This window comes from Synechococcus sp. UW179B, assembly GCF_900474245.1.
GTDB lineage: Bacteria > Cyanobacteriota > Cyanobacteriia > PCC-6307 > Cyanobiaceae > Synechococcus_C.
Genome location: NZ_UCNZ01000001.1, coordinates 44245 through 63374, shown reverse-complemented (window position 1 = coordinate 63374; position 19130 = coordinate 44245). Strand labels below are relative to the sequence as shown.

21 protein-coding genes and 1 tRNA gene are annotated in these 19130 nt (G+C 54.9%); 12 read left to right on the top strand and 10 right to left on the bottom strand.

Annotated features, from left to right (window positions below; all coding sequences use genetic code 11):
• The first annotated feature begins 26 nt into the window (after positions 1-26).
• Together DXY38_RS00340 and DXY38_RS00335 are read left to right on the top strand one after the other, a co-directional pair.
• Positions 27-1109: a phosphotransacetylase family protein gene (locus DXY38_RS00340; protein ID WP_115070002.1), complete on the top strand. Its 1083-nt coding sequence runs from the start codon at positions 27-29 to the stop codon at positions 1107-1109.
• Positions 1110-1180: 71 nt separating this feature from the next.
• Positions 1181-1699, top strand: coding sequence for a hypothetical protein (locus DXY38_RS00335; protein WP_006853547.1), 519 nt, complete (start codon positions 1181-1183; stop codon positions 1697-1699).
• A gap of 37 nt (positions 1700-1736) precedes the next feature.
• On the opposite strand, the gene DXY38_RS00330 is transcribed toward DXY38_RS00335, so the two are convergent.
• Together DXY38_RS00330 and DXY38_RS00325 are read right to left on the bottom strand one after the other, a co-directional pair.
• Positions 1737-2192 (bottom strand): MAPEG family protein, encoded by a 456-nt coding sequence (locus DXY38_RS00330; protein WP_006853548.1) that lies wholly within the window; start codon positions 2190-2192, stop codon positions 1737-1739.
• A 193-nt stretch (positions 2193-2385) separates the two neighbouring features.
• Entirely contained in the window at positions 2386-2703 is a 318-nt protein-coding gene (locus DXY38_RS00325) for a DUF3288 family protein (RefSeq protein WP_006853549.1), read from the bottom strand.
• A gap of 419 nt (positions 2704-3122) precedes the next feature.
• On the opposite strand from DXY38_RS00325, the gene DXY38_RS13550 reads away from it, so the two are divergent.
• Together DXY38_RS13550 and DXY38_RS00320 are read left to right on the top strand one after the other, a co-directional pair.
• Complete coding sequence (locus DXY38_RS13550) at positions 3123-3284, top strand: hypothetical protein (protein WP_006853551.1); 162 nt, start codon at positions 3123-3125, stop codon at positions 3282-3284.
• Between the two features lie 404 nt (positions 3285-3688).
• On the top strand, positions 3689-3949 hold the full coding sequence (locus tag DXY38_RS00320; protein WP_115070001.1) for a hypothetical protein: 261 nt from the start codon (positions 3689-3691) through the stop codon (positions 3947-3949).
• 363 nt (positions 3950-4312) lie between these two features.
• Here DXY38_RS00320 and DXY38_RS00315 read toward each other — a convergent pair whose 3' ends face one another.
• On the bottom strand, positions 4313-4513 hold the full coding sequence (locus DXY38_RS00315) for a chlorophyll a/b-binding protein (protein WP_115070000.1): 201 nt from the start codon (positions 4511-4513) through the stop codon (positions 4313-4315).
• A 58-nt stretch (positions 4514-4571) separates the two neighbouring features.
• On the opposite strand from DXY38_RS00315, the gene DXY38_RS00310 reads away from it, so the two are divergent.
• Positions 4572-5021 (top strand): GNAT family N-acetyltransferase, encoded by a 450-nt coding sequence (locus DXY38_RS00310; RefSeq protein ID WP_115069999.1) that lies wholly within the window; start codon positions 4572-4574, stop codon positions 5019-5021.
• 628 nt (positions 5022-5649) lie between these two features.
• On the opposite strand, the gene DXY38_RS00305 is transcribed toward DXY38_RS00310, so the two are convergent.
• The 5 genes from DXY38_RS00305 to DXY38_RS00280 form a co-directional block, all read right to left on the bottom strand.
• Positions 5650-5931 carry a hypothetical protein gene (locus tag DXY38_RS00305; protein WP_115070072.1) on the bottom strand — a complete coding sequence of 94 codons (282 nt, stop codon included), beginning with the start codon at positions 5929-5931 and terminating at the stop codon, positions 5650-5652.
• A 41-nt stretch (positions 5932-5972) separates the two neighbouring features.
• Positions 5973-6473 carry a hypothetical protein gene (locus tag DXY38_RS13900; protein ID WP_244278951.1) on the bottom strand — a complete coding sequence of 167 codons (501 nt, stop codon included), beginning with the start codon at positions 6471-6473 and terminating at the stop codon, positions 5973-5975.
• A gap of 179 nt (positions 6474-6652) precedes the next feature.
• On the bottom strand, positions 6653-7573 hold the full coding sequence (gluQRS, locus tag DXY38_RS00290) for a tRNA glutamyl-Q(34) synthetase GluQRS (protein WP_115070071.1): 921 nt from the start codon (positions 7571-7573) through the stop codon (positions 6653-6655).
• Positions 7574-7655: 82 nt separating this feature from the next.
• The gene (locus DXY38_RS00285; protein WP_011620102.1) at positions 7656-7931 is read right to left on the bottom strand and encodes an HU family DNA-binding protein; all 276 of its coding nucleotides are present in this window, start codon (positions 7929-7931) and stop codon (positions 7656-7658) included.
• Between the two features lie 142 nt (positions 7932-8073).
• Positions 8074-8745 (bottom strand): MBL fold metallo-hydrolase, encoded by a 672-nt coding sequence (locus DXY38_RS00280; protein WP_115069997.1) that lies wholly within the window; start codon positions 8743-8745, stop codon positions 8074-8076.
• Positions 8746-8811: 66 nt separating this feature from the next.
• Between DXY38_RS00280 and DXY38_RS00275 the strand changes: the two genes are divergently transcribed.
• A complete protein-coding gene (locus DXY38_RS00275; RefSeq protein WP_115069996.1) occupies positions 8812-10887 on the top strand; it encodes a glycogen-debranching protein in 2076 nt (691 codons plus the stop codon).
• A 4-nt stretch (positions 10888-10891) separates the two neighbouring features.
• On the opposite strand, the gene DXY38_RS00270 is transcribed toward DXY38_RS00275, so the two are convergent.
• A tRNA-Gly gene (locus tag DXY38_RS00270) sits at positions 10892-10962 on the bottom strand.
• Between the two features lie 133 nt (positions 10963-11095).
• Here DXY38_RS00270 and DXY38_RS00265 point away from each other — a divergent pair.
• From DXY38_RS00265 to DXY38_RS00240, 6 genes are all read left to right on the top strand, one after another.
• A complete protein-coding gene (locus DXY38_RS00265; RefSeq protein ID WP_115069995.1) occupies positions 11096-12412 on the top strand; it encodes an MFS transporter in 1317 nt (438 codons plus the stop codon).
• Between the two features lie 23 nt (positions 12413-12435).
• Complete coding sequence (locus DXY38_RS00260) at positions 12436-13182, top strand: ABC transporter permease (RefSeq protein WP_115069994.1); 747 nt, start codon at positions 12436-12438, stop codon at positions 13180-13182.
• Between the two features lie 12 nt (positions 13183-13194).
• Positions 13195-13593, top strand: coding sequence for a DUF3119 family protein (locus tag DXY38_RS00255; RefSeq protein ID WP_115069993.1), 399 nt, complete (start codon positions 13195-13197; stop codon positions 13591-13593).
• Between the two features lie 126 nt (positions 13594-13719).
• Positions 13720-14739 carry a DUF3086 domain-containing protein gene (locus DXY38_RS00250; protein ID WP_115069992.1) on the top strand — a complete coding sequence of 340 codons (1020 nt, stop codon included), beginning with the start codon at positions 13720-13722 and terminating at the stop codon, positions 14737-14739.
• Positions 14739-15326, top strand: coding sequence for a glycerol-3-phosphate 1-O-acyltransferase PlsY (gene plsY / locus DXY38_RS00245; protein ID WP_115069991.1), 588 nt, complete (start codon positions 14739-14741; stop codon positions 15324-15326). The genes DXY38_RS00250 and plsY overlap by 1 nt, the downstream gene beginning before the upstream one ends.
• Complete coding sequence (locus DXY38_RS00240) at positions 15323-15718, top strand: hypothetical protein (protein ID WP_115069990.1); 396 nt, start codon at positions 15323-15325, stop codon at positions 15716-15718. Before plsY ends, DXY38_RS00240 begins: the two co-directional genes overlap by 4 nt.
• Here DXY38_RS00240 and DXY38_RS00235 read toward each other — a convergent pair.
• The gene (locus DXY38_RS00235; protein WP_115069989.1) at positions 15691-18837 is read right to left on the bottom strand and encodes a DUF4347 domain-containing protein; all 3147 of its coding nucleotides are present in this window, start codon (positions 18835-18837) and stop codon (positions 15691-15693) included. The two genes, DXY38_RS00240 and DXY38_RS00235, sit on opposite strands and share 28 nt — an antisense overlap.
• Between the last annotated feature and the right edge of the window lie 293 nt (positions 18838-19130).

Here is a 19130-nt window from a genome sequence, read left to right as displayed (position 1 = left end):
TTGCTGAACACGCCGGGATCTCCTGCATGGGCAACACACTGCTGATCGGATCCTGTGAGCCGTTCAGCGGCAAATCCGCTCTCGTACTCGGATTAGCCCGCCATCTCCTGTCTGAAGGCCGGACTGTGCGCTTTGGCAAACCACTCGCCACAAGTCTTGAGTGGACGGCCAAAGGGTCTCCTTTGCCCGATCCATTGATTGATGACGATGTGCGTTTCGTTGGCACAACCCTTGGGCTCGACGAGACCCGCTTGATTCCATCCCTCCATCTGCTCTCTCCAGAGACCGCAGACACCCGTCTGAGACAGGGCAATTTGGAGGCGGGAACCGGGCTCGAGATGTTGTTGAAAGATCTACAAAACGATCAAGACAGCTTCACCATGCTCGAAGCGGCAGGAAGTCTGCACGAGGGTCTGATGTATGGGCTCAGCCTCGTACAACTCGCTGAAGGACTGTCTGCTCCAGTGATTCTGGTGCATCTGTGGCAAGACAGCCGCAGCGTGGATGCCCTCCTCGCAGCCCAGCATCAGCTCGGCGATCGACTAGCCGGTGTTGTTTTGAATGCGGTGACACCTGATGAAGTCGAGGAATTGAATCAACACGTGGTGCCGGCTCTTCAGGCACTGGGATTAAAGGTCTTCGGGGTGATGCCCAGATCTCCCCTTCTACGCAGCGTCACCGTTGGAGAGCTGGTGAGACGTCTTGATGCGCGAGTGATTTGTTGCAAAGAACGCCTCGAACTCCTGGTTGAGACCCTGAGTATCGGAGCCATGAATGTGAATTCAGCAATGGAATTCTTCAGGCGTCGGCGCAACATGGCTGTTGTGACAGGCGCTGATCGCACCGATATTCAGCTGGCAGCACTCGAGGCCTCAACGCAGTGCCTGATCCTCACCGGCGCTGGAGAGCCTCTCCCCCAACTGGTCAATCGTGCCGATGAATTGGAGGTGCCCCTTCTGAAGGTTGAGCACGACACGCTGGCCACGGTTGAAGTGATTGAACAGGCCTTCGGACATGTGCGTCTCCACGAAACAGTGAAGGCCACCTATGCCTTCCGACTCGTTGAAGAGCACTGCCAGCTGAGCGAATTGTTTCGTGCCGTTAGCTGAGCGTTTGCGGAGCGATCACTTGGGCACACCTCTCTCGAGGGGCGCTGCTAGCGTTTGAAACTGCCAGTGGGATGTCATTGAGCCGCTCTCTTGATCTTCCTGCACTCGACAGGGTCGACACACTTGCCCAAGAACTTGCCCTCCTACAGGACAAGGGGAAGCGGAGAATTGCCATTCTTGGCAGCCGCCACGTTCCGGTCGTCGCGATTCATCTCGTAGAACTGATCTCTCGGTCCTTGGCACAAGAGGGGCATACGTTGCTGACCTCTGGGTCTCAGGGTGTCAATGCAGCCGTGATTCGGGGGGTCTTAGCCGTTGATCGCGAGCGACTCACCGTGCTGCTCCCCCAGAGTCTCGATCGACAAGTCCCGGAAATTCGCGACCAGCTAGATCAGGTTCTCCATCTGATCGAAAAACCTGAGCATGACGATCTGCCGTTGCCCATCGCCAGCAGTCTCTGCAATCAAGAGATCATCAACCGTTGTGACCAATTGATCTGTCTCGCGTTTCATGACAGCGAAACACTTCTTGCTAGCTGCAGAAGTGCAGAAGACATGGGGAAAGTGGTCAGTCTTCTGTTTTTCGATTAATCGGTTTCGATCCGTTGAGGGCTGCTCGCTGAGGCGGTCAGGCCGATTGAAGAAGAGCTTTCAGGCCTTCCACGTACAAAATGCCTGTGCAGAAGAGCGCCGACGCCCAGCACAAGCCTCTTAAAGGCGCAATGTTGCTGACGTAAGCACCGATATAAACAAGTCGCAGGATGGGCTGAATGAGGGCCACAACGGCCGCAATACCTGGCAAAGGTCCTGTTTGAAGAGCGGCGATTAAAGCCAACAAAGCAGCAGGAGCATGAAGACCAAACGCTTCAAAACTGTTCTGATGGGCCCAACTGGCACGCTTCCCCCACGCGGGCAGGCGATCAAACATCGCCCTTGGCGCATTCATGTCAGCCATGGTGAAGTCAGCCTGGGAGCGCGCCGCACCTAAAGGAACAATGCTGACAATCACAACCGCGCCAGCCAGCACAAGAGACCAGGCATAGGGAGCTGCTGGAACAGCCGTCAACAAAGCGATGAGATCCATGGGCCAGCCAAATACAAATCCTTTCTAAACAGCAATCTTCTGGATTGTGATGTCGTTCCACTCCCCAAGACGTCTTATCCCTGCTCTTACAACGCAGGGGCATGCCGCAACACCAGCCCTTCTTCCATCCATTGTTTTCAACTTTTCAGCGAGAAAAGCTTAAAAATGCGCCATCAAGTGGCGGGTTACATCGTTATGGGGCATCCGAATCGCTGACATCCGATCCAGAACCAACCTCATCATTGAGACTTTGACCTGGACGCCAACCGCTGGCCCAGATCTCTCTGCATTGACGATTAAGTGTGTCGCGAGTGAAGCCCCAAGCAGCGACAACTTTCTGCAAGTCTGTCTTGATGTCATCAGCCCCAGGAAAGTCTCCATAACGCGTCGCAAGTCTTGCTGCGGACGTCAGCTGGTCGGGGCCAGGAACTCCTTCAAAACCAAGCAAAGAGTCCAAAATATCCCGATCCGATGCATAAAGCGGATGAGTTTGCTGAATGTCTTCTGCCATAAAGGGTTGGGTCTACAAGCGACGAAGCACAAAGGATCAGACGTCCCTGGTGATACTCAAGCGCATTGAGATCTACACCGTGAAGCGGTCAACCAAGGTCAACCAAGGGAACCTCAGTGGTGACTGAACCAGGTCATCGCCTGAGGTAGCACCTGTTAAGCAACATCAAAGGGCTGGGTATGCACTCATGACACCCCAGCCAATCAAGGCAGCGATGCTGCCCCAAACCAAAAGGGATGCGCCAAGCAAATGAAATCTGTTTTCATTCTTTGGAAGTACGAGCTGACGATCCATTCGATTTTGTTCTCAACCCCTTTGATGACAACGCCCGACAATGGTCGCAAGCAATTCACAGGGTTAGCTGACAAAGATGTCAAGCGGAAACAACGTGTCTACGTTGCACGAAACGTGAGATCGACATGGGCTTCGACAAAGGAGATAAATTCATCGATGACGCGAAGCAACGCGCCCACGATGCAATTGGAGAATCCAATCCAAAACTCACATCTCTAGAAAAAGGCTTTTTGCACGCCATGAAGCGACGTCAGGCCCGCGAAAAGCATGCCAGGAAAGGAAGCTGAGACGCTCCAGATAGGGACAAAGCACCAACGGTCATATTTTTCCAACCACAACAGAAGAGGCGCAGATATTCGCAGGCTTAGTCAATGAGCCCTGCAGTAAATCCATCTCCACTATCTTCTGACGAATAACGGCTATCTATTTACGTACAGACTTTCTTACTCCATAGGATGTTATTTAATTGTTTCGCATACGTCATCAAGCCTGCAATTGATCGCTTTGCGCCCAAGCGCTAGCTCGACCTCTCTGATCAGATTCACCATCCCATCGGCTATTTCCAGAGGCAATCTGAAGAGCGAAAAGACTGCGGCAACTGGCTTTGAATGCTTTTGGAATTAATAGGGCATGCCAAGAATGTTTTAAATCCACAAAATCCCATTACGATGTCAAGCCGTCTAGGAATGAGATGCTCAGATCGATTGCTTCGCTGTTGTTTGCGGCTGTGATGTGGGTTCAGGTCCCCCAGTGGTCCAACGATTGGTCGAAATGTGCCGTAGACGTCCCTGATACGGCTTGTCATTGGTATGTCGTAGCTCCAGACAACACCTTTGGGGAGGGATTCAGCTGGGCCAATGCTCCTTGGTTTAGCGCTGAAGGTCTGCTCGACATTGGTGATCTCACTGACACCATGAACAACATCCACCTCGGCGCGGTTGAGAACGCTTAAAAGCGCCGCACCTGAGATCTCAATACCAGTGGCTTCGGCCCTAGAAACCACTGGTTTCAGAATGGTGTAACGACCCTATCGATTTCCGAGTCTTCACAGAAGCGAAATCGATGCGTGGCGATTGATGACACCCGGATGAAGGTGGCGATCATTCATCTTCAGATTCAACACGACACAATTTTTGAAACCCCAAAGCTGTCAGCAGCAACGTTCTGGGGCTAGGTAGACGTAGACGTAACAGGTCGATCTATTTCTTTTTCAAGTAAGGCAAATCACTTGGCTGAGAAAGGGTGAAGACAACAGCGGCTGTAATGAGTGCACCCACAGCCAACATTGCATAAATCCAAACAGAGTAATCAGTCATCAGTTAATTCCTAAAACGCCAAATGTGATTTGGCTCAGAATGCCATGCCCTGACAAGGCCTCCGTGAGCACGCCGATCACAATGCCGAGCATGGCTAAGCGTCCATTGAGGAGCTCTGCAGAAACAAATCGCCCAGACTTGCTTTGCTCTGAAGAGCCGTTCTGGAACCAATCTTCTTGGGACTGGGAGACGGAATTCATCAGCTTCAAATAAGTACACGCACTTTACCCGCTTTGCAACGTTTTGCGAAGCGTCGCCATGCGACCCATCCAAGCCACTGACATCCCTTTGCTACGCGAAATTTTCGTGGATGCCATTCATAGTCAAGCCGCTCAGGTTTACAGCCCAGAACAAATACACGCTTGGGCAAGCCTCGCTTGGCTCCCAGGAATTTTGGATCGCACCTTGGAAGAAGGCCAAGGCTGGATCAGTGGAGTCGATGATGGGTTCGCGATCCGCCATCCCTCCAACCGACTGTCGATGCTGTACTGCCGAGGTCGATCGTCTCGACAGGGACATGGCTCAGCGCTGCTTAAGGCCATTGAATGCGATGCCCAACGCATGGGAATCAAACGGTTGCAAACAGAAGCCAGCCTCCTCAGTCGGCCCATGCTGGAGCGACGGGGTTGGATGGTGATCGCTCCTGAGCCATTCACGATCGCGGGCGTGCCGTTCTTGCATTTCAAAATGGAGAAAAGCTTGGGCTGAGTCCGCCCCCTCAGGCGAATCGCTAAAGCCTTACAAATCGCCTACAGCGATGGCGAAAAGATGGCGAAATGATGGAAAAATCATCGAGATTTTCAAGACTGGGCGAAGAATAAAAACACGGATGCTTGCTGATTCGCCAAATTCCTCTCTCAGCATCTGTTTTTCCACACTAATTTCAAACCAAAACAGATTTTTGTTCACGTCATGGCGTTGGTCAGGCTCATCAAAGCCAACCGAGCAGGTTCAGTCATGAATTGAAGCAACTTTTAGATGACAACAATGTGAGCCCGCTTACATGCAACAAACCCTTTCTATGACAGCAGTACAAACAATATGAAATTGGTTCCATCAGCATCAAACAACGAAATAAAGCAATCTGAAAACAGAAGCAGGACGTTCGATCCCGGGCTACGGCGTTGCTCTGACTCCAAACAATCCGGATTCAGCGGCTGTGGAAAAGTTGTGGAAAAGCATGGAAATCATCAAAATCGCCCCCTCACCGCCCAGTTCATAGGGTGATCCTGCCCGACCCTGCATCCCCTAATCCATCCCGTGAGGCCTACGACCTTGCAGGAAATATCCAAGAACGCTCAGCTGGCGATCCACGGCGTCACTGACGAAGATTGCCTCAAGTCTGGTTGCCACCGAACATGTCTTCATACCCTTCGTAGGGGTCATATTCGGCCCATCCAGGGCTGGCTTGATCCATAAGCCCATATTGACCATCAATCATCTGCGTTCTTGTGTTCCCGTAAGGCACCGTGTTGCAGGTCACGCCTCCACCGGCCACCGGTTGGCAGTCATTGAAACGAACCTGGCTTTTCACGGAGACGCCAACCAGGGAAACACAGCCGATGAGAAGAGGAACCACTGCGCTTAAACGCCCATCAAAAGGTCGCTGGATTGGCATGAGCTGCTGAACAACTGAAACCAGTTTGACCGCATCCAGCCTCAAAAGCCCTGACACTGAACATTCACAGCCGTCAAAAAATTGACAGCGTCTTTTCCACGTCCAGCACGTAGCTGCACCATCACGAGATCGGACTGCAGCCCCAAAAGCATGGTTTGACAGGGATAACGGTCACGTGCTGATGCACTGCGCTGCAGCTGTTCAGCACGGTTCAAAGCTTCCTGACAGCTGTCGATTCGCTCGAATCGAAAACAATCCAACGCAACAGGATTAACGCTCCGAAGCGAAGCAGCAGAAGCGGAACCGATAAAAGCACCACCAAGGACCAACAGAATCGCCCCAGAAATGGCGATCTCCTGAGAGGATGCGACAGCTATTTCTCGGATCGGATGTACACCGACTGGACTGCTGTCGCCCTTCTGCTGTTCACCACTGTGCCTTTGTTGGCTGTCGTGGTGACCGCCGCCTTCTTTATTTGGCAACAGAGGAAGAAACAACTGCGTTAACCGGCTCAGGAAGGGCCGTGGAGTGCTGAATTCCAAGGGCTGGCAGAGACATGCCTAACTCTTGATTTTGACTCTTCGTGGGCTCGCCTTGCCCCAAACAATCCAGACAAGTACGAAAACGCTTGTCATTGATTCGCTGAATGCCACTGCCGCCGCAGCTTCTGCAGGTCATGGTTGCTGTTGCCGTTTCAAGACGTTTAGTTTGAGGCCTTTTCTTAATTGCGATCCCGAACTTTTCCTGAAGAATCAGCCCCCACAATCAATGACATGAGCGTGTCCTGACGCTCTCTCAGCTCCTCCAGCAATTCTTCAGCCGAAATCGCATGCTCGGGAGGCACGAGCCCAAGAGATGAAGCCAATTGGCCAATCAATTGCGCTGCCGTATCTCCACGATCACGGAGCGACCTCACGCCTGTCGCATGCTCGCGTTTTGACAGTTTTTGGCCGGACGGATCACAGAGCAACGGCACATGCCCGTAGCGCGGGGAGGCCATTCCCAGGCTGGACATGACAGCGATCTGGGCGGCACAGACCGACACCAGATCTTGCCCTCGGACCACCTCACTGATGCCCATCGCCAACTCATCGATGGACGTCGCCAGGTGATAAGCGATGACTCCATCGGCGCGACGAAGAACGACATCTCCTACCTGAGCGCAGAAGGGCTCAGCAACGCGCAATCTCCATGCCGGTAATCGCGCATTCCTCAAGCCCCAGTCCTGTGGGAGCCGCCTGCACGTTCCTGGATAGATGCCTGCACCGTCAAGCTGACGGCGACTACAGCGACAGGGATAGAGATAACCCTGCTTCCGCAAGCTTGAAAGGAATGAGCCATAGAGGCCTCGTCGTCTGCTCTGCCGTACAAGGGGGCCATCCCAGTGGAGGCCTAGCCAGCGGAGGTCCTGCAGCACCGAGTCAATGGCGCCAGAACGAATCCTTGGCGTATCGAGATCATCGACCCGCAACAACCATTGCCCGTTGTTGACTCGGGCATGCAGCCAGGACAGAAGAGCCGTCCTCACATTGCCGAGGTGAAGTGGACCGGAGGGCGTGGGAGCAAAGCGACCCCGGTAACCCTGTTGGCGCAGTCTCTGGCCGTTCTGCAGGACTCGACTCAGGTGATCGGGAAGCTCGATAGCCATCGATAGTGCTGATCGCTCATATCAACAAAAAAGGGTGGTCAAAAGACCACCCCGTGATCAGCAGAGACTCTTTGATCTAGCCCTGGACGCGGTCTTTGAACATTTTGCCAGCGGTAAAGGCGGGAACACGCTTGGCAGGAATTTTGATCTTTTCACCAGTTTTGGGGTTCAGGCCCTGACGAGCAGAACGCTCGCGTGGTTCAAACGAACCAAAACCAAGGATGGAAACTTTTTTCCCTTCGACAACGGAATCAATGATGGTGTCGATAGCGGCGTCCACAACGAGGGAGACGTCGGTTTTGGTGAGTTCGGTGCGAGCAGCAACGAGGTTGACGAGATCAGCTTTGTTCATGGAAGGAGTGATATGGAGCGAGAGCGGGGTGGTTGACGTTGCGGAGGTCAACATCCGCACGGCTTCCTTGAGCGTGCCAATCGTATGGAGGTCAGCGCCTTGAGGCAACCGAAAAACCCTGTGCCGCAACGCATTCACCCAATCAGTCTTGAGGAAGCAGATCTGATTGGGCAGGACTCCAACTGTCAAAAGGAGCTAAGCGCCCACCTCGCAGCGCCCCAAGGCCTGCTCCAGAAGCCAGTGCTGGACTTGATTCTGGAGGAATCCAATCGCGCAGACGCTGAAGGCTGAGCTGCTGCCTCGGCCAATGAAACGTGCGTCGATGACGAAGAGGAGCCATTTCACCTTCTTGAACTGGAATTAACAATCGTCCGCAAAACAGCACATCCAGAGGGGCTGGAGCGTGCACAACACAGCTTCCTGGCGTGGGTCCAGGCGTCCAAAGCAGCCTTAAACCGGAGGCTGTGATGTGGGAATCAACAAAAGTCTCAAGGGGTTGAACCCCTGGTAATAGGTAAGCCTCTTGCTCTTGAACCAACACAGGCCATCCCAATCGTTCTTGCAAGCGACGAAGGCGTCCATGCCCCTCGCGACTCGTCAGCAGAATCCGAGCTGAACGATCAGATGCCAGGTCATGCAGGGCTTGAAGGCTGGCCTCGGTCAGCGGTGGGCAATCAATCAGGACGGGTTCTGGGTCCAAATCGAGCCACCAAGACGACCCACCACGACAATCTCGATTGGGTGGAAACAGCCAAAGGTTGTCCAAGATTTGCTGAGGTGGTCGGCCTGACTCCAAAGCCGAGGTCATCGTCATTTCGGTGGAGTTCCATCACACCCTCTACTTTGAGGGAAGTACGTCCTGCGATCTGCGGGCGGATCTTTGAGCACGATCCATCGCGGCAATCCCTGGCCCCTAGGCAGCACGATCACACCACGCGGTGTGAATTTTTCCGTTGCGGCGCCAGCGGCCAATCGGCTCGAATTGCTGATTTTTTCCGATGCTGAGGCAAAGGCACCCGAACAGGTGATTGAGCTGTCGGAGCAGCATCGCTCCGCCAATTATTGGCATGTCGAGGTCGAAGGTCTTGGTGCTGGATGTTGCTACTGCTATCGGGTGTTTGGCCCCATTGAGCCAGGTGGCCATGGATTTCGGCCCGCCAAGGTGCTTGTTGACCCCTGCGCCCGCGCCATTGATGGCTGGAAAATTTATCAGCGTGTAGCGGCGACCGGCACATCACCCAACTCCGACAGGTGCTTGAAATCGGTGGTTTCCGAGCGAGATCCGTTCGATTTCCAAGCCCATCCCCGGCCTCGCCATAGCTGGCAAGACACCGTGATCTACGAGCTCCACATCGGAGGGTTCACCAAACGCCCCGACAGCGGTATCAGCCGCGATCGACGCGGAACTTATTTAGGAGTGATCGACAAGATCCCCTACCTAAAGGAGATCGGGGTCACCACGATCGAACTGCTACCGATCCAAGCCTTCGATCCCAACGATGCCCCCGCTGGTCGTGACAACGTTTGGGGTTACAGCCCTCTGAGTTGGTTCGCACCACATCACGAATACGCGGTCGGCGCGGACCCCCACTCCGCTCGAGACCAGGTGCGTGAACTGGTGGCGGCCTGCCATGACGCAGGAATTGAGGTGCTTTTGGATGTGGTTTACAACCACACCACGGAGGGCAACCGCAACGGACCCACCCTGAGCTGGAGGGGGTTTGCCGATCGCAACTATTACCACCAGAGCGATGCAGGTGAGTACATGGATGTGAGCGGTTGTGGCAACAGCATTGCTGCCAACGATCCACTCTCCAGACAACTCATCCTCGAATCACTGCGCTGCTGGGCCATTGAACTGGGCATTGACGGCTTCCGCTTCGATTTAGGGATTGCTCTCAGCCGTGGAGAGAAGCTGAAACCGCTGGAACACCCTCCCCTGTTTGAAGCGATGGAGGCTGATCCGCAGCTGAGTGAACTCAAGTTGGTGAGCGAACCCTGGGATTGTGGTGGGCTTTACCGGCTGAGTGATTTTCCGGCCAAAAGGATTGGCACCTGGAACGGACACTTCCGTGATGCTTTACGCAGTTTCTGGAAAGGAGATGAGGGCAGCACCTGGGCTCTTGGACAACGCTTTCGTGGCAGCCCCGATTTGTACAACGGGAAAGCAGCCAGTCTTGGCAGCTCAGTGAACCTGATTACGGCGCACGACGGCTTCAGCCTCTTGGACCTTGTGAGCTTCAACAACAAACACAATCTGGCCAATGGTGAAAACAACCGAGACGGTGAGAACCACAACAACAGCTGGAATCATGGCGTCGAAGGGCCGAGCAGCAATCGCGCTATCCAGGCACTACGTCAGCGCCAACAACGCAATCTGCTCAGCACCTTGCTGCTGAGTCGTGGTGTCCCGATGCTGCTGATGGGCGATGAAGTCGGGCGCAGTCAGGGAGGAAATAACAACACGTGGTGCCAGGACAGCCCTCTCAGCTGGATGATCTGGGGAGACGATCACTGCGATCACGAGTTACAGACCTTCGTGCGGCGCTTACTCGACGTGCGCCAACAACTTGCGAGCTTGTTCAATCCGATCCAGCCTCACAACGAAAAGAAACCACTCCGATCAGGAGATTCAGACAAGCTGTGGCGCCAGTGGCACGGGGTAGAGCTCAGCAAACCTGACTGGGCGAATTGGTCCCACTGCTTAGCGCTGAGCTTGCAGCAAGGACACCAAGGTGCCGTGTTGTGGATGGGATTCAACGCCTACTTCAAGTCGATGCACTTCGACCTGCCGGAAGCGGCCTCGCCATGGTGTCGCTTGATCGACACAGCATTGCCTGCTGGAGAGGATCTACCAACACAAATCGAACGTTGGACGCCCTCTGGGGTTCCGTTGGAGGCGCGCAGCCTGGTGGTGATGGTGGCTCAGGAGTACGCAGACCGCCTGAGTCTTTGAATCAAGCGGGCGGCGGGAATCGAACCCGCATCATCAGCTTGGAAGGCTGAGGTTTTACCACTAAACTACGCCCGCACTAGTACGTCCGAACTGCTTGCCAGAAGAAGGCAGCTGTTAGGTCGCGTGCCCAAGCATTATGACGGTCCGCGTGCCCCCCTGTTCAGGATTGACTTCAACAGCTCGCCCCGAGGGCTCCCGTCGCCGTCTCATGCTCGCTTACGGGCTTGGGGATGCAGGTACCGGACTGGCCGCCACAACACTGGGGTTTTATCTGTTCCCGTTTTTTACCTGTGCCGCAGGGTTGCCAGCTTTCATTGCCGGCTCCTTGCTCACCGTGATCAAAATCTGGGATGCGATCAATGATCCCCTGATCGGCTGGATGAGCGATCACACCCAGAGTCGATGGGGCCCAAGACTTCCTTGGATGTTTGCAGCCGCGTTGCCTTTAGGGATCAGCCTGGCAGCGATGTGGTGGGTCCCAGAGGGGAGCACCCTGCAGCGCACGGCGTATTACGTGTTGATGGCCATCCTGCTGATGACGGCTTATACGAGCGTGAACCTGCCCTATGCCGCGCTCTCCACAGAACTCACCCTGGATACGGCGATTCGCACCCGCCTGAATGCGGCCCGCTTCACCGGATCGATCACCGCGGGAACCATGGGGTTACTCGTTGCCTATCTGGTCTTGAGAGAAGGCGGCGGTGGCTACTTGTTGATGGGACAAATCACGGGAACGATCGCAGCGGTCGCAACCCTGCTCTGCTGCTGGGGCCTCGCCCCTTACGCCAAAAAAGCGCAACGTCCAAGTGGCAACGAAGAGCCCACACTTCAGCAATTAAGACGCATCCGCTCCAACCCGCGTTTCCTTCTCGTTCTGGGGCTCTATTTGCTGCTGTGGTTCGGACTTCAACTGATGCAAGTCGTTGCCCTCATTTGGCTTGTCCAAGTCATCCAGGTTCCCGCTGGAATGGCCACCCTGCTGCTCCTTGCCTTCAATATTGCGGCATTAATCGGCCTCCAGCTGTGGAGCATGTTGTCCAACCGCCATGGACGCATCACGGCTCTCGGCTGGGGTTCGAGCATCTGGATTGCTGCTTGCCTGCTCTCCATGCTCCTCACCCCGATCCCTGAGAACAGCGGAATGGTTGCCTTAATCCCAGTGATCGGCCTGATCATGCTGGTGGGATTGGGGGCATCAACGGCTTACCTCATCCCCTGGTCTCTGCTCCCTGATGCGATCGACGCGGATCCCACCCACCCAGCGGGCCTGTACACCGCATGGATGGTATTTGGACAAAAATTCATCATTGGACTGAGCATGAGCGTCTTTGGGGCTTTGCTTTCGCTCACTGGATACATCTCTACAAAGAGTTGCGATGGCGCCTTAAGTTTCGTTCAACAGCCCGAATCAGCCCTGATTGCCATTCGCCTTTGCATGGGTTTAATTCCAGCGGTGTTGGTGGTGCTCGGGCTTCTGTTGATGCGACGCTGGCCTGATCGCGGCGCTCATCTGCACAGCGCTTAAGCCTTTTCCCTGATCTCCCCCCAATGAAGTCCCCTCGCTGGCTGAACCGACTTGGCAGCAGCCTGCTGATCGGCGGACAAGCTGTCTCGGCCACAACGAAAGGCCGGATCAACACCATTGATCTGTTTGATCAGCTCCAAGAAGCGGGGCCTGGAAGCTTTTTGATCGTGATCATCACGGCCTTAGCGGCCGGCACCGTATTCAACATTCAAATCACTGCGGAGCTCAACAGCATGGGTGCCGGATCCACCGTGGGGGGTGTTCTGGCCATTGGCCTCGCCAGGGAGATTGCTCCCCTGCTCACCGCCACGCTGCTCACTGGAAAGGTGGCCACGGCCTATGCCGCCCAATTGGGAACGATGAAGGTCACCGAGCAGATCGATGCGATCACGATGCTCCGCACCGATCCCGTGGAGTACTTGGTGGTGCCGCGCCTCATCGCCATGGTGGTGATGGCACCCGTGCAATGCCTGTTGTTTTTTGGGGTTGCAATCTGGAGCGCTCAAATCAGCAGCACTAACCTTTACAGCATTCCTCCGGCCGTGTTTTGGACCGCCGTCAGGACATGGTTAGATCCTGATGATCTGCCCTTCATGCTGATCAAAGCTCTGGTTTTTGGGCTTCAAATTGGCGTGATTGCCTGTGGATGGGGCATGACCACCAAAGGTGGTGCCAAAGAGGTTGGCACCAGTACCACTGGAGCTGTGGTCATGATCCTTGTCACCGTGGCCCTGATGGATGTCTTGCTCACACAAATTTTGTTCGGCTGATTACGCAACCCCATGACAACCACCCCAAAAACCAACAGCGTGATCATCAGCCCAAGCCCCAGGCTGGCATTGGTGATTCTTCTGCTGAGTGCAGCCCTTTGGCCCTTACCCCTCAGTCCCTGGCCAACCCTCGTGGTGGGGTTGTTTGGTGTGTTTCTTCTGGTGCAGACCTACATCCTGAAACTTGAATTCAGCGAAGACGATCTGGTGGTGTGGCGCGGACAACAAGAGTTACGCCGTTTCCCTTTCCGTGAATGGATGGCTTGGCGTCTCTTCGCACCTTGGCTACCCGGACTGTTTTACTTCCGTGAAACCAAAAGCATTCATTTCCTTCCCATCCTGTTCAATCCAGCGGAACTTCAAGAGCAACTGGAACAACGGGTGGGGCCCTTACAACAAGCCAAGCCCTGAGCCAGAGTGAGTGAACTCTTTCTTCAGTCGCTGGCGTAACGAAAACGAAATGCTTTCCTCACGTTTGGACAGAAGGTTCGACTTGCGTCGCGCGATCAGCTGAAATAGTTCAAGGACGAGCAGACCATGCCTGACGACACCGATCTGACGCCCCAGGAGCGTTCCGACGAGACAGCCGAAACATCGTCACCTGAACCAGAAGCACCACAGAGCGACAACTCTGCTGAGGAGACCTCTACTGACGACACCTCTGCAGAAACGACTTCAGGCCCCGCTGGAGAAGCCTTGATCAGCCTCGCCCTGACCGAGCTACAGCAACGCCGCGATGCCTTGCAGCAAGACATCAACAGCCTCAACCAACGCAAACTGCAGCTTGAGCAGGAGATTGCCGGAAGCTTCGTCGGTCAGTCCGATGCCATTGCGCGGCGCGTAAAGGGATTCCAGGAATATCTGAGCGGCGCGCTTCAGGGGATGGCGCAGTCGGTTGAGCAGCTCGAGCTGGTGTCTCAGCCGGTGGTGGTGCAGCCTTCCCCTCTCGATCAACAGGCGACTAACAGCCAGGAAGGGGCCCACATCGCTGAGCCAACGCCAGCCGTCGCCGATACCTTCCGGCCCGATGAAGCCCTGATTCGCGCCAACCTCGAGCGGTTTGCCGAGCAACCTGATTTTTATGCCGATCCTTGGAAGCTGCGCCGCAGCCTCGACCACAGCGATATCGCCCTTCTTGAGGACTGGTTCTTCAATCAGGGCGGACGGGGAGCCCAATCCAGCCGTGGGAATCGCCCGCGCAACGTTTTAGTCGGGAGTGCCCTGATCGCCATCCTTAGCGATCTTTATGGCGATCAATTTCAGACCCTTGTTTTGGCCGGGCAACCAGAGCGACTCGGCGAATGGCGGCGCGGATTGCAAGATGCCCTTGGCCTAGGCCGAGAAGACTTTGGTCCAAACAGCGGCATCGTGCTGTTTGAACGGGGTGATGCCTTGGTAGAGCGCGCCGACCGCCTGGAAGAACGCGGTGAAGTTCCTTTGATCGTGATCGATGCCGCTGAGCGCGTCGTCGACATCCCCGTGCTTCAGTTTCCGCTGTGGATGGCCTTTGCGGCTGGCCCTGGTGAGATCTACGACGACGACAACGAGCTGCTCTGATGGATTTCTTTTCTCTTCTCCTCGGCTACCTACTCGGATCCATCCCCAGTGGCTGGCTTGCAGGTCGCTGGCTCAAAGGCATTGACCTGCGCGAACTCGGTTCTGGCTCCACGGGAGCCACCAATGTGCTCCGGCAAGTGGGCAAGGGTCCCGCGTTGGTCGTCTTTTTGATCGATGTTGGCAAGGGAGCCGCCGCTGTCTTGCTGGCCCGCGCTCTTGGCCTCGGCGATTGGATTCAGGTGCTAGCAGGTCTAACCGCTCTGGCTGGTCATATCTGGCCTGTTTGGCTGGGTTTCAAGGGCGGCAAAGCCGTCGCGACCGGATTAGGGATGTTTCTCGGCTTGGCATGGCCGGTGGGGCTGGCCAGTTTTGGCGTGTTCATGGCGGTGTTCAGCCTGAGCAGACTCGTGTCACTGGCGAGCGTTTTAGCGGCGATCAGCCTGCCGCTGCTGATGGCCGCCGGTTCTGGCAGCACGGCCAATCTGGTGGTGGCCCTGGTGGCGATGCTGCTGGTGCTCTGGCGACACCGCAGCAACATCCAGCGGCTGATCAATGGCACCGAGCCGAAGCTGGGCCAGAAGTCTTGAGTGCAGCGGCCGGCCTGGGCCTCCTCACGCTGATCGCCCAGATGGAGATCGCCGGCCAAACGCGGGTGCTGCTGCTGGATGACTGCCCTGCTGGCTTGGATGGGTTCTACGCCCCAGCGCGCAACCGCATCGGCCTTTGCCGCAACAACCACAGCAACGATGCTGCGCTCAAAAGCACGCTGCTGCATGAGGCGATGCACCGGCTGCAGCACTGCCGCCAACCGGAACTTACCGATCAGCTCGACAACGCTCATCGCGTGGACGCCCTGGAGGAAGAAGCCAGAGACCTGCAGAACTGGAGCGAGCAAAAGCCCGGCGCTGCCGCCGACTGGTTGCGGCGGCAGCTGAAGGACCAATGCAACGATCAGCCGATGAAGTCGGGCAAGGCGTAGCTGGTGAAGTAGTCGTAACTCCAACCACCACCGCTGTTGTTAAAGGTACGAAGCCCAAAGAGATCGCTGTAGATCGCTGGGAAATTGGCATCACTACCATCACCCATGCCCAGCACCGACACCTGCAAACGATTGGCCGGGTCGGCTTGCTGCGCCGCGATGGCATCGAGGGTTGCATTCAGACGGTTCTGCATCGCAGTCCACTGCTGCTCACCCGCGTTGTTGTTCAGGAAGGTGGCATCACCATCGATGTCGTAAAGCAGGCCGGAGGTGGTGATGGCATCCCCACCCAGGCTGCCGGGGAGAGGCACAGGCTGGCCCGTGAGTGAGTCGGAACCGGAACCGATGCGCGTATCCCACCAAGCCCGCCGCTCGGGGCGGCCGTCGGTGGTCATGTTGATGTAAGTGGTGATTGGATCGGCATCGGAACGATTTAGCTGGGCCGCCAGCAAATGCTCTAATCCCTCCAGCGCACCAAGCATTTCTGTGCCTGAGTAGAGATTGGAAGCGGGGCGCCCCTCTCCCCAGAACGTGTCATTCGCGGTCACGGCGGGCAGCCCACGCTCGGCCCACAAGGCGTTGCCGTCGATCGAATTGCCGTAGATCTGATCGGGAGTCTGCAAGCCGATAATTGCCTCGGCGGCCCGCTTGCCGGCACTGGGATCGTCTGCAGTGATCGTTACGGAGCCGTAATCCACGGCATAGCCGTAGCTGATCAAATGCAACGTGAGATCCTGTGCCTCTCCAGAGTAATTGGGATCAACGATCACCTCAAAGTCGTTGAGCACCTCGGCCAGATCAGCAGCAGAGTTCTTGATCACCGCGTCTTTGAACGCAGCCGTGGAGAGCACCCCACTTTCGCCCTTGCGGCTAAAGCCATAGCCCGCTTTCTCCAAGGCCTGCTGATAGGCATACAGGGAAACGCGGTCCTGACTTTCCAAGCGATTGGCCTGCCCGGCCAGGGCCGTCGACGGATCGGATTGCAGCATCGAGGTGGAGTTGTCCATCAGCAGGTACAACTCCACATCGGTTTTGCCGAGTTCATCAGGAGGAACAGGAGCACAGTCGAGCTCGGCCAGGCTTGCCGTTTCTTGATGCACTTCGGTGCCGTCGTTGAGGGTCAGCCTGATTTCTTCATCGCCTTTGAGGCTGTCGGCAGCAGACGCCGTAATGGTGATCGTGAAATCGCTGACGCCTTCTTCCACCTCAAGTACACCGTCGGCTCCACCTGCCTTGATCGAAACCCCATCAGACAGCTGAAGGTTGAAGCCATAATCCTGATCAATCAGGCCATCACTTGGCTCAATCACATAATCAAGATCGATGGATTCAGTGGTCGGCGACGGATCAAAATCAACCGTAAATGTGAATTCAGCGGTGTTATCACTCAACTCGCCCTCCACCACACAAGCCGCTTCCGCACGAAGATTCATCTCCTGCTCATCGGGTACTACAGGCGGGCAATTCTTCTCCCACTCCCCATCACCATTTTCATCTAGAACCACCTTCTTCGTATCAGTCGTAATCACGCCATTACTCTCACCTCCCCCCTGCTTAAAGGTCAGCGTGACGCTCTCTTGACCCGTCAGATCTCCATCCGTCTTCTTCCAGCTTGCCGCCCACTCAACTCGTTCCACTCCAAAAGCAACAACAATATTTCCCTGATACGTATCACTTCTTTCGAGTTTCTCGACGCCGCCTGGAACAATCTTGTTTTCCACATCATATGCAATTAGATCCAGATCTAAAAGCTCAAAAGCTCCTCCGTCTCCATTACCAACAAGCGTATAACTGAACCTCTCATCGCTTTTTAGTGGCTCATTAAACAGGATCTCAAATTCTGCGTTCGCGGTCGGCCACGACGTTCCAGAATCGACTTCTGTTTCGCAGAAACCTGTTCCTTCTATCCTAAATTTAGTATCAAAACTAAACCTGAAAAGAGACAAGTTATGCTTCACCCAGGGATTAGTACTATCTTGATCTGGCTTGATACCATCGGTCTTCCTCTCCCCATACCAGATCCAGGTTGAATCTGGTGTCTGGTCCCCCCAGGGATCGGGATTACCCGTACTCACGCCCGGCGTCACCCACCCTCTATCATTAAAACCAATTTTTTTCCAATCCTTAGGTATATTAGGAGTATAGCCAGGATTTTTCTTTTCAAATAGAGCTATAAGCGCCTCTTCATCCTCAGGAAACTCATCGTGCTTTTTAGAATTATCATGACTAATTACCTTGCCGTTATTGTCATATCCAAGGTAATAGGAATAAAGCCCCGTAGTGCCTTTAGTTGAGGAATCACCATTCTTTACTGTGTCCGCATTCCAAACCTTCCAGCCGACAGATGATGTGCCGATTTCTACATCCTTCGAAAACTTAAAATGGCCATTGATAGCCGCAATTGCTTCGCTATCCCAGCCAGTGATAGCCAAAACATTCCTGCCCGCTCTTAAAACAACATCATCAAGTGGAAGATAAAAACCCTCCTTCCAATTCCAAGTGCCAGGCTGGATTTCACCATTTTTTTTAACCTCTAATTGTTTTCCATTCAGATAAATGTGTGATCCATTATCAGCCGTAAACCAAATTCCAGGCTCAGTTTTATCTACATCATTTTTTGCCAAACGAAACGATTCCGGCCATACCGATGCATTGGTGACATCCGCTAGAGACCACGCCCCCAGCTGCAACCGCTCAGTTCCGTCGACATCTCGGCCCAGCCAATCAGCACTGGCCAGCACCTGCGCCCCAGTGAGCTCCTGCAGCAGCGCCACAAAACCGGCATCGCCGCCCACATGGCAACTCCACAGCGCAATCGTCTCCACACCCCAACGCGCAAGATCCGAGGCATGGGCCTTCAACGCCTCGGCATCAATCCACTGTTCACCAATCCGAAATGCGCCCGCCCGGCCGTGGGCAATCAGGTGCAGGGTGCTGGTGGGGTACCCGGCCTCGCGCTGCTGGAGTAGCCCCGCACTAATCTCTGCAAGAGCGCTGGTCTGAGATCCCAGAGCCAAAACCGGTGTTTTGGAACCTCGCAACAGATTTTGAATCTGACCACACTGGGCATCACCGACCAGAAAAGCCGCTGTGCATGCAGGGGCAGCGATGAGATTCATCTTGACTTCAATTCAGCATCAATCGGGGTCTAGCAGTGGCTGCTAATTGCATCCATCACTCATTGGGGGGTTGACATTCCCATCAGCCAAGCAAAGGCCTCCGGCTCAATCCCCATTGATCAAAAACCAGCTTCTGAACTGGGGTTAGGCGCTCAAAAAAATTTTGGTTCCAATCGTGCAATGTTTGAATCAAGGCACCTGATCGAGCATTCAGCTTGAGCGTCAAACAACGCAGCCGCTAATCACCGTGCTGAAGGTGTTTTAGGGAATCAGCCAGCACAAGCACACCACGC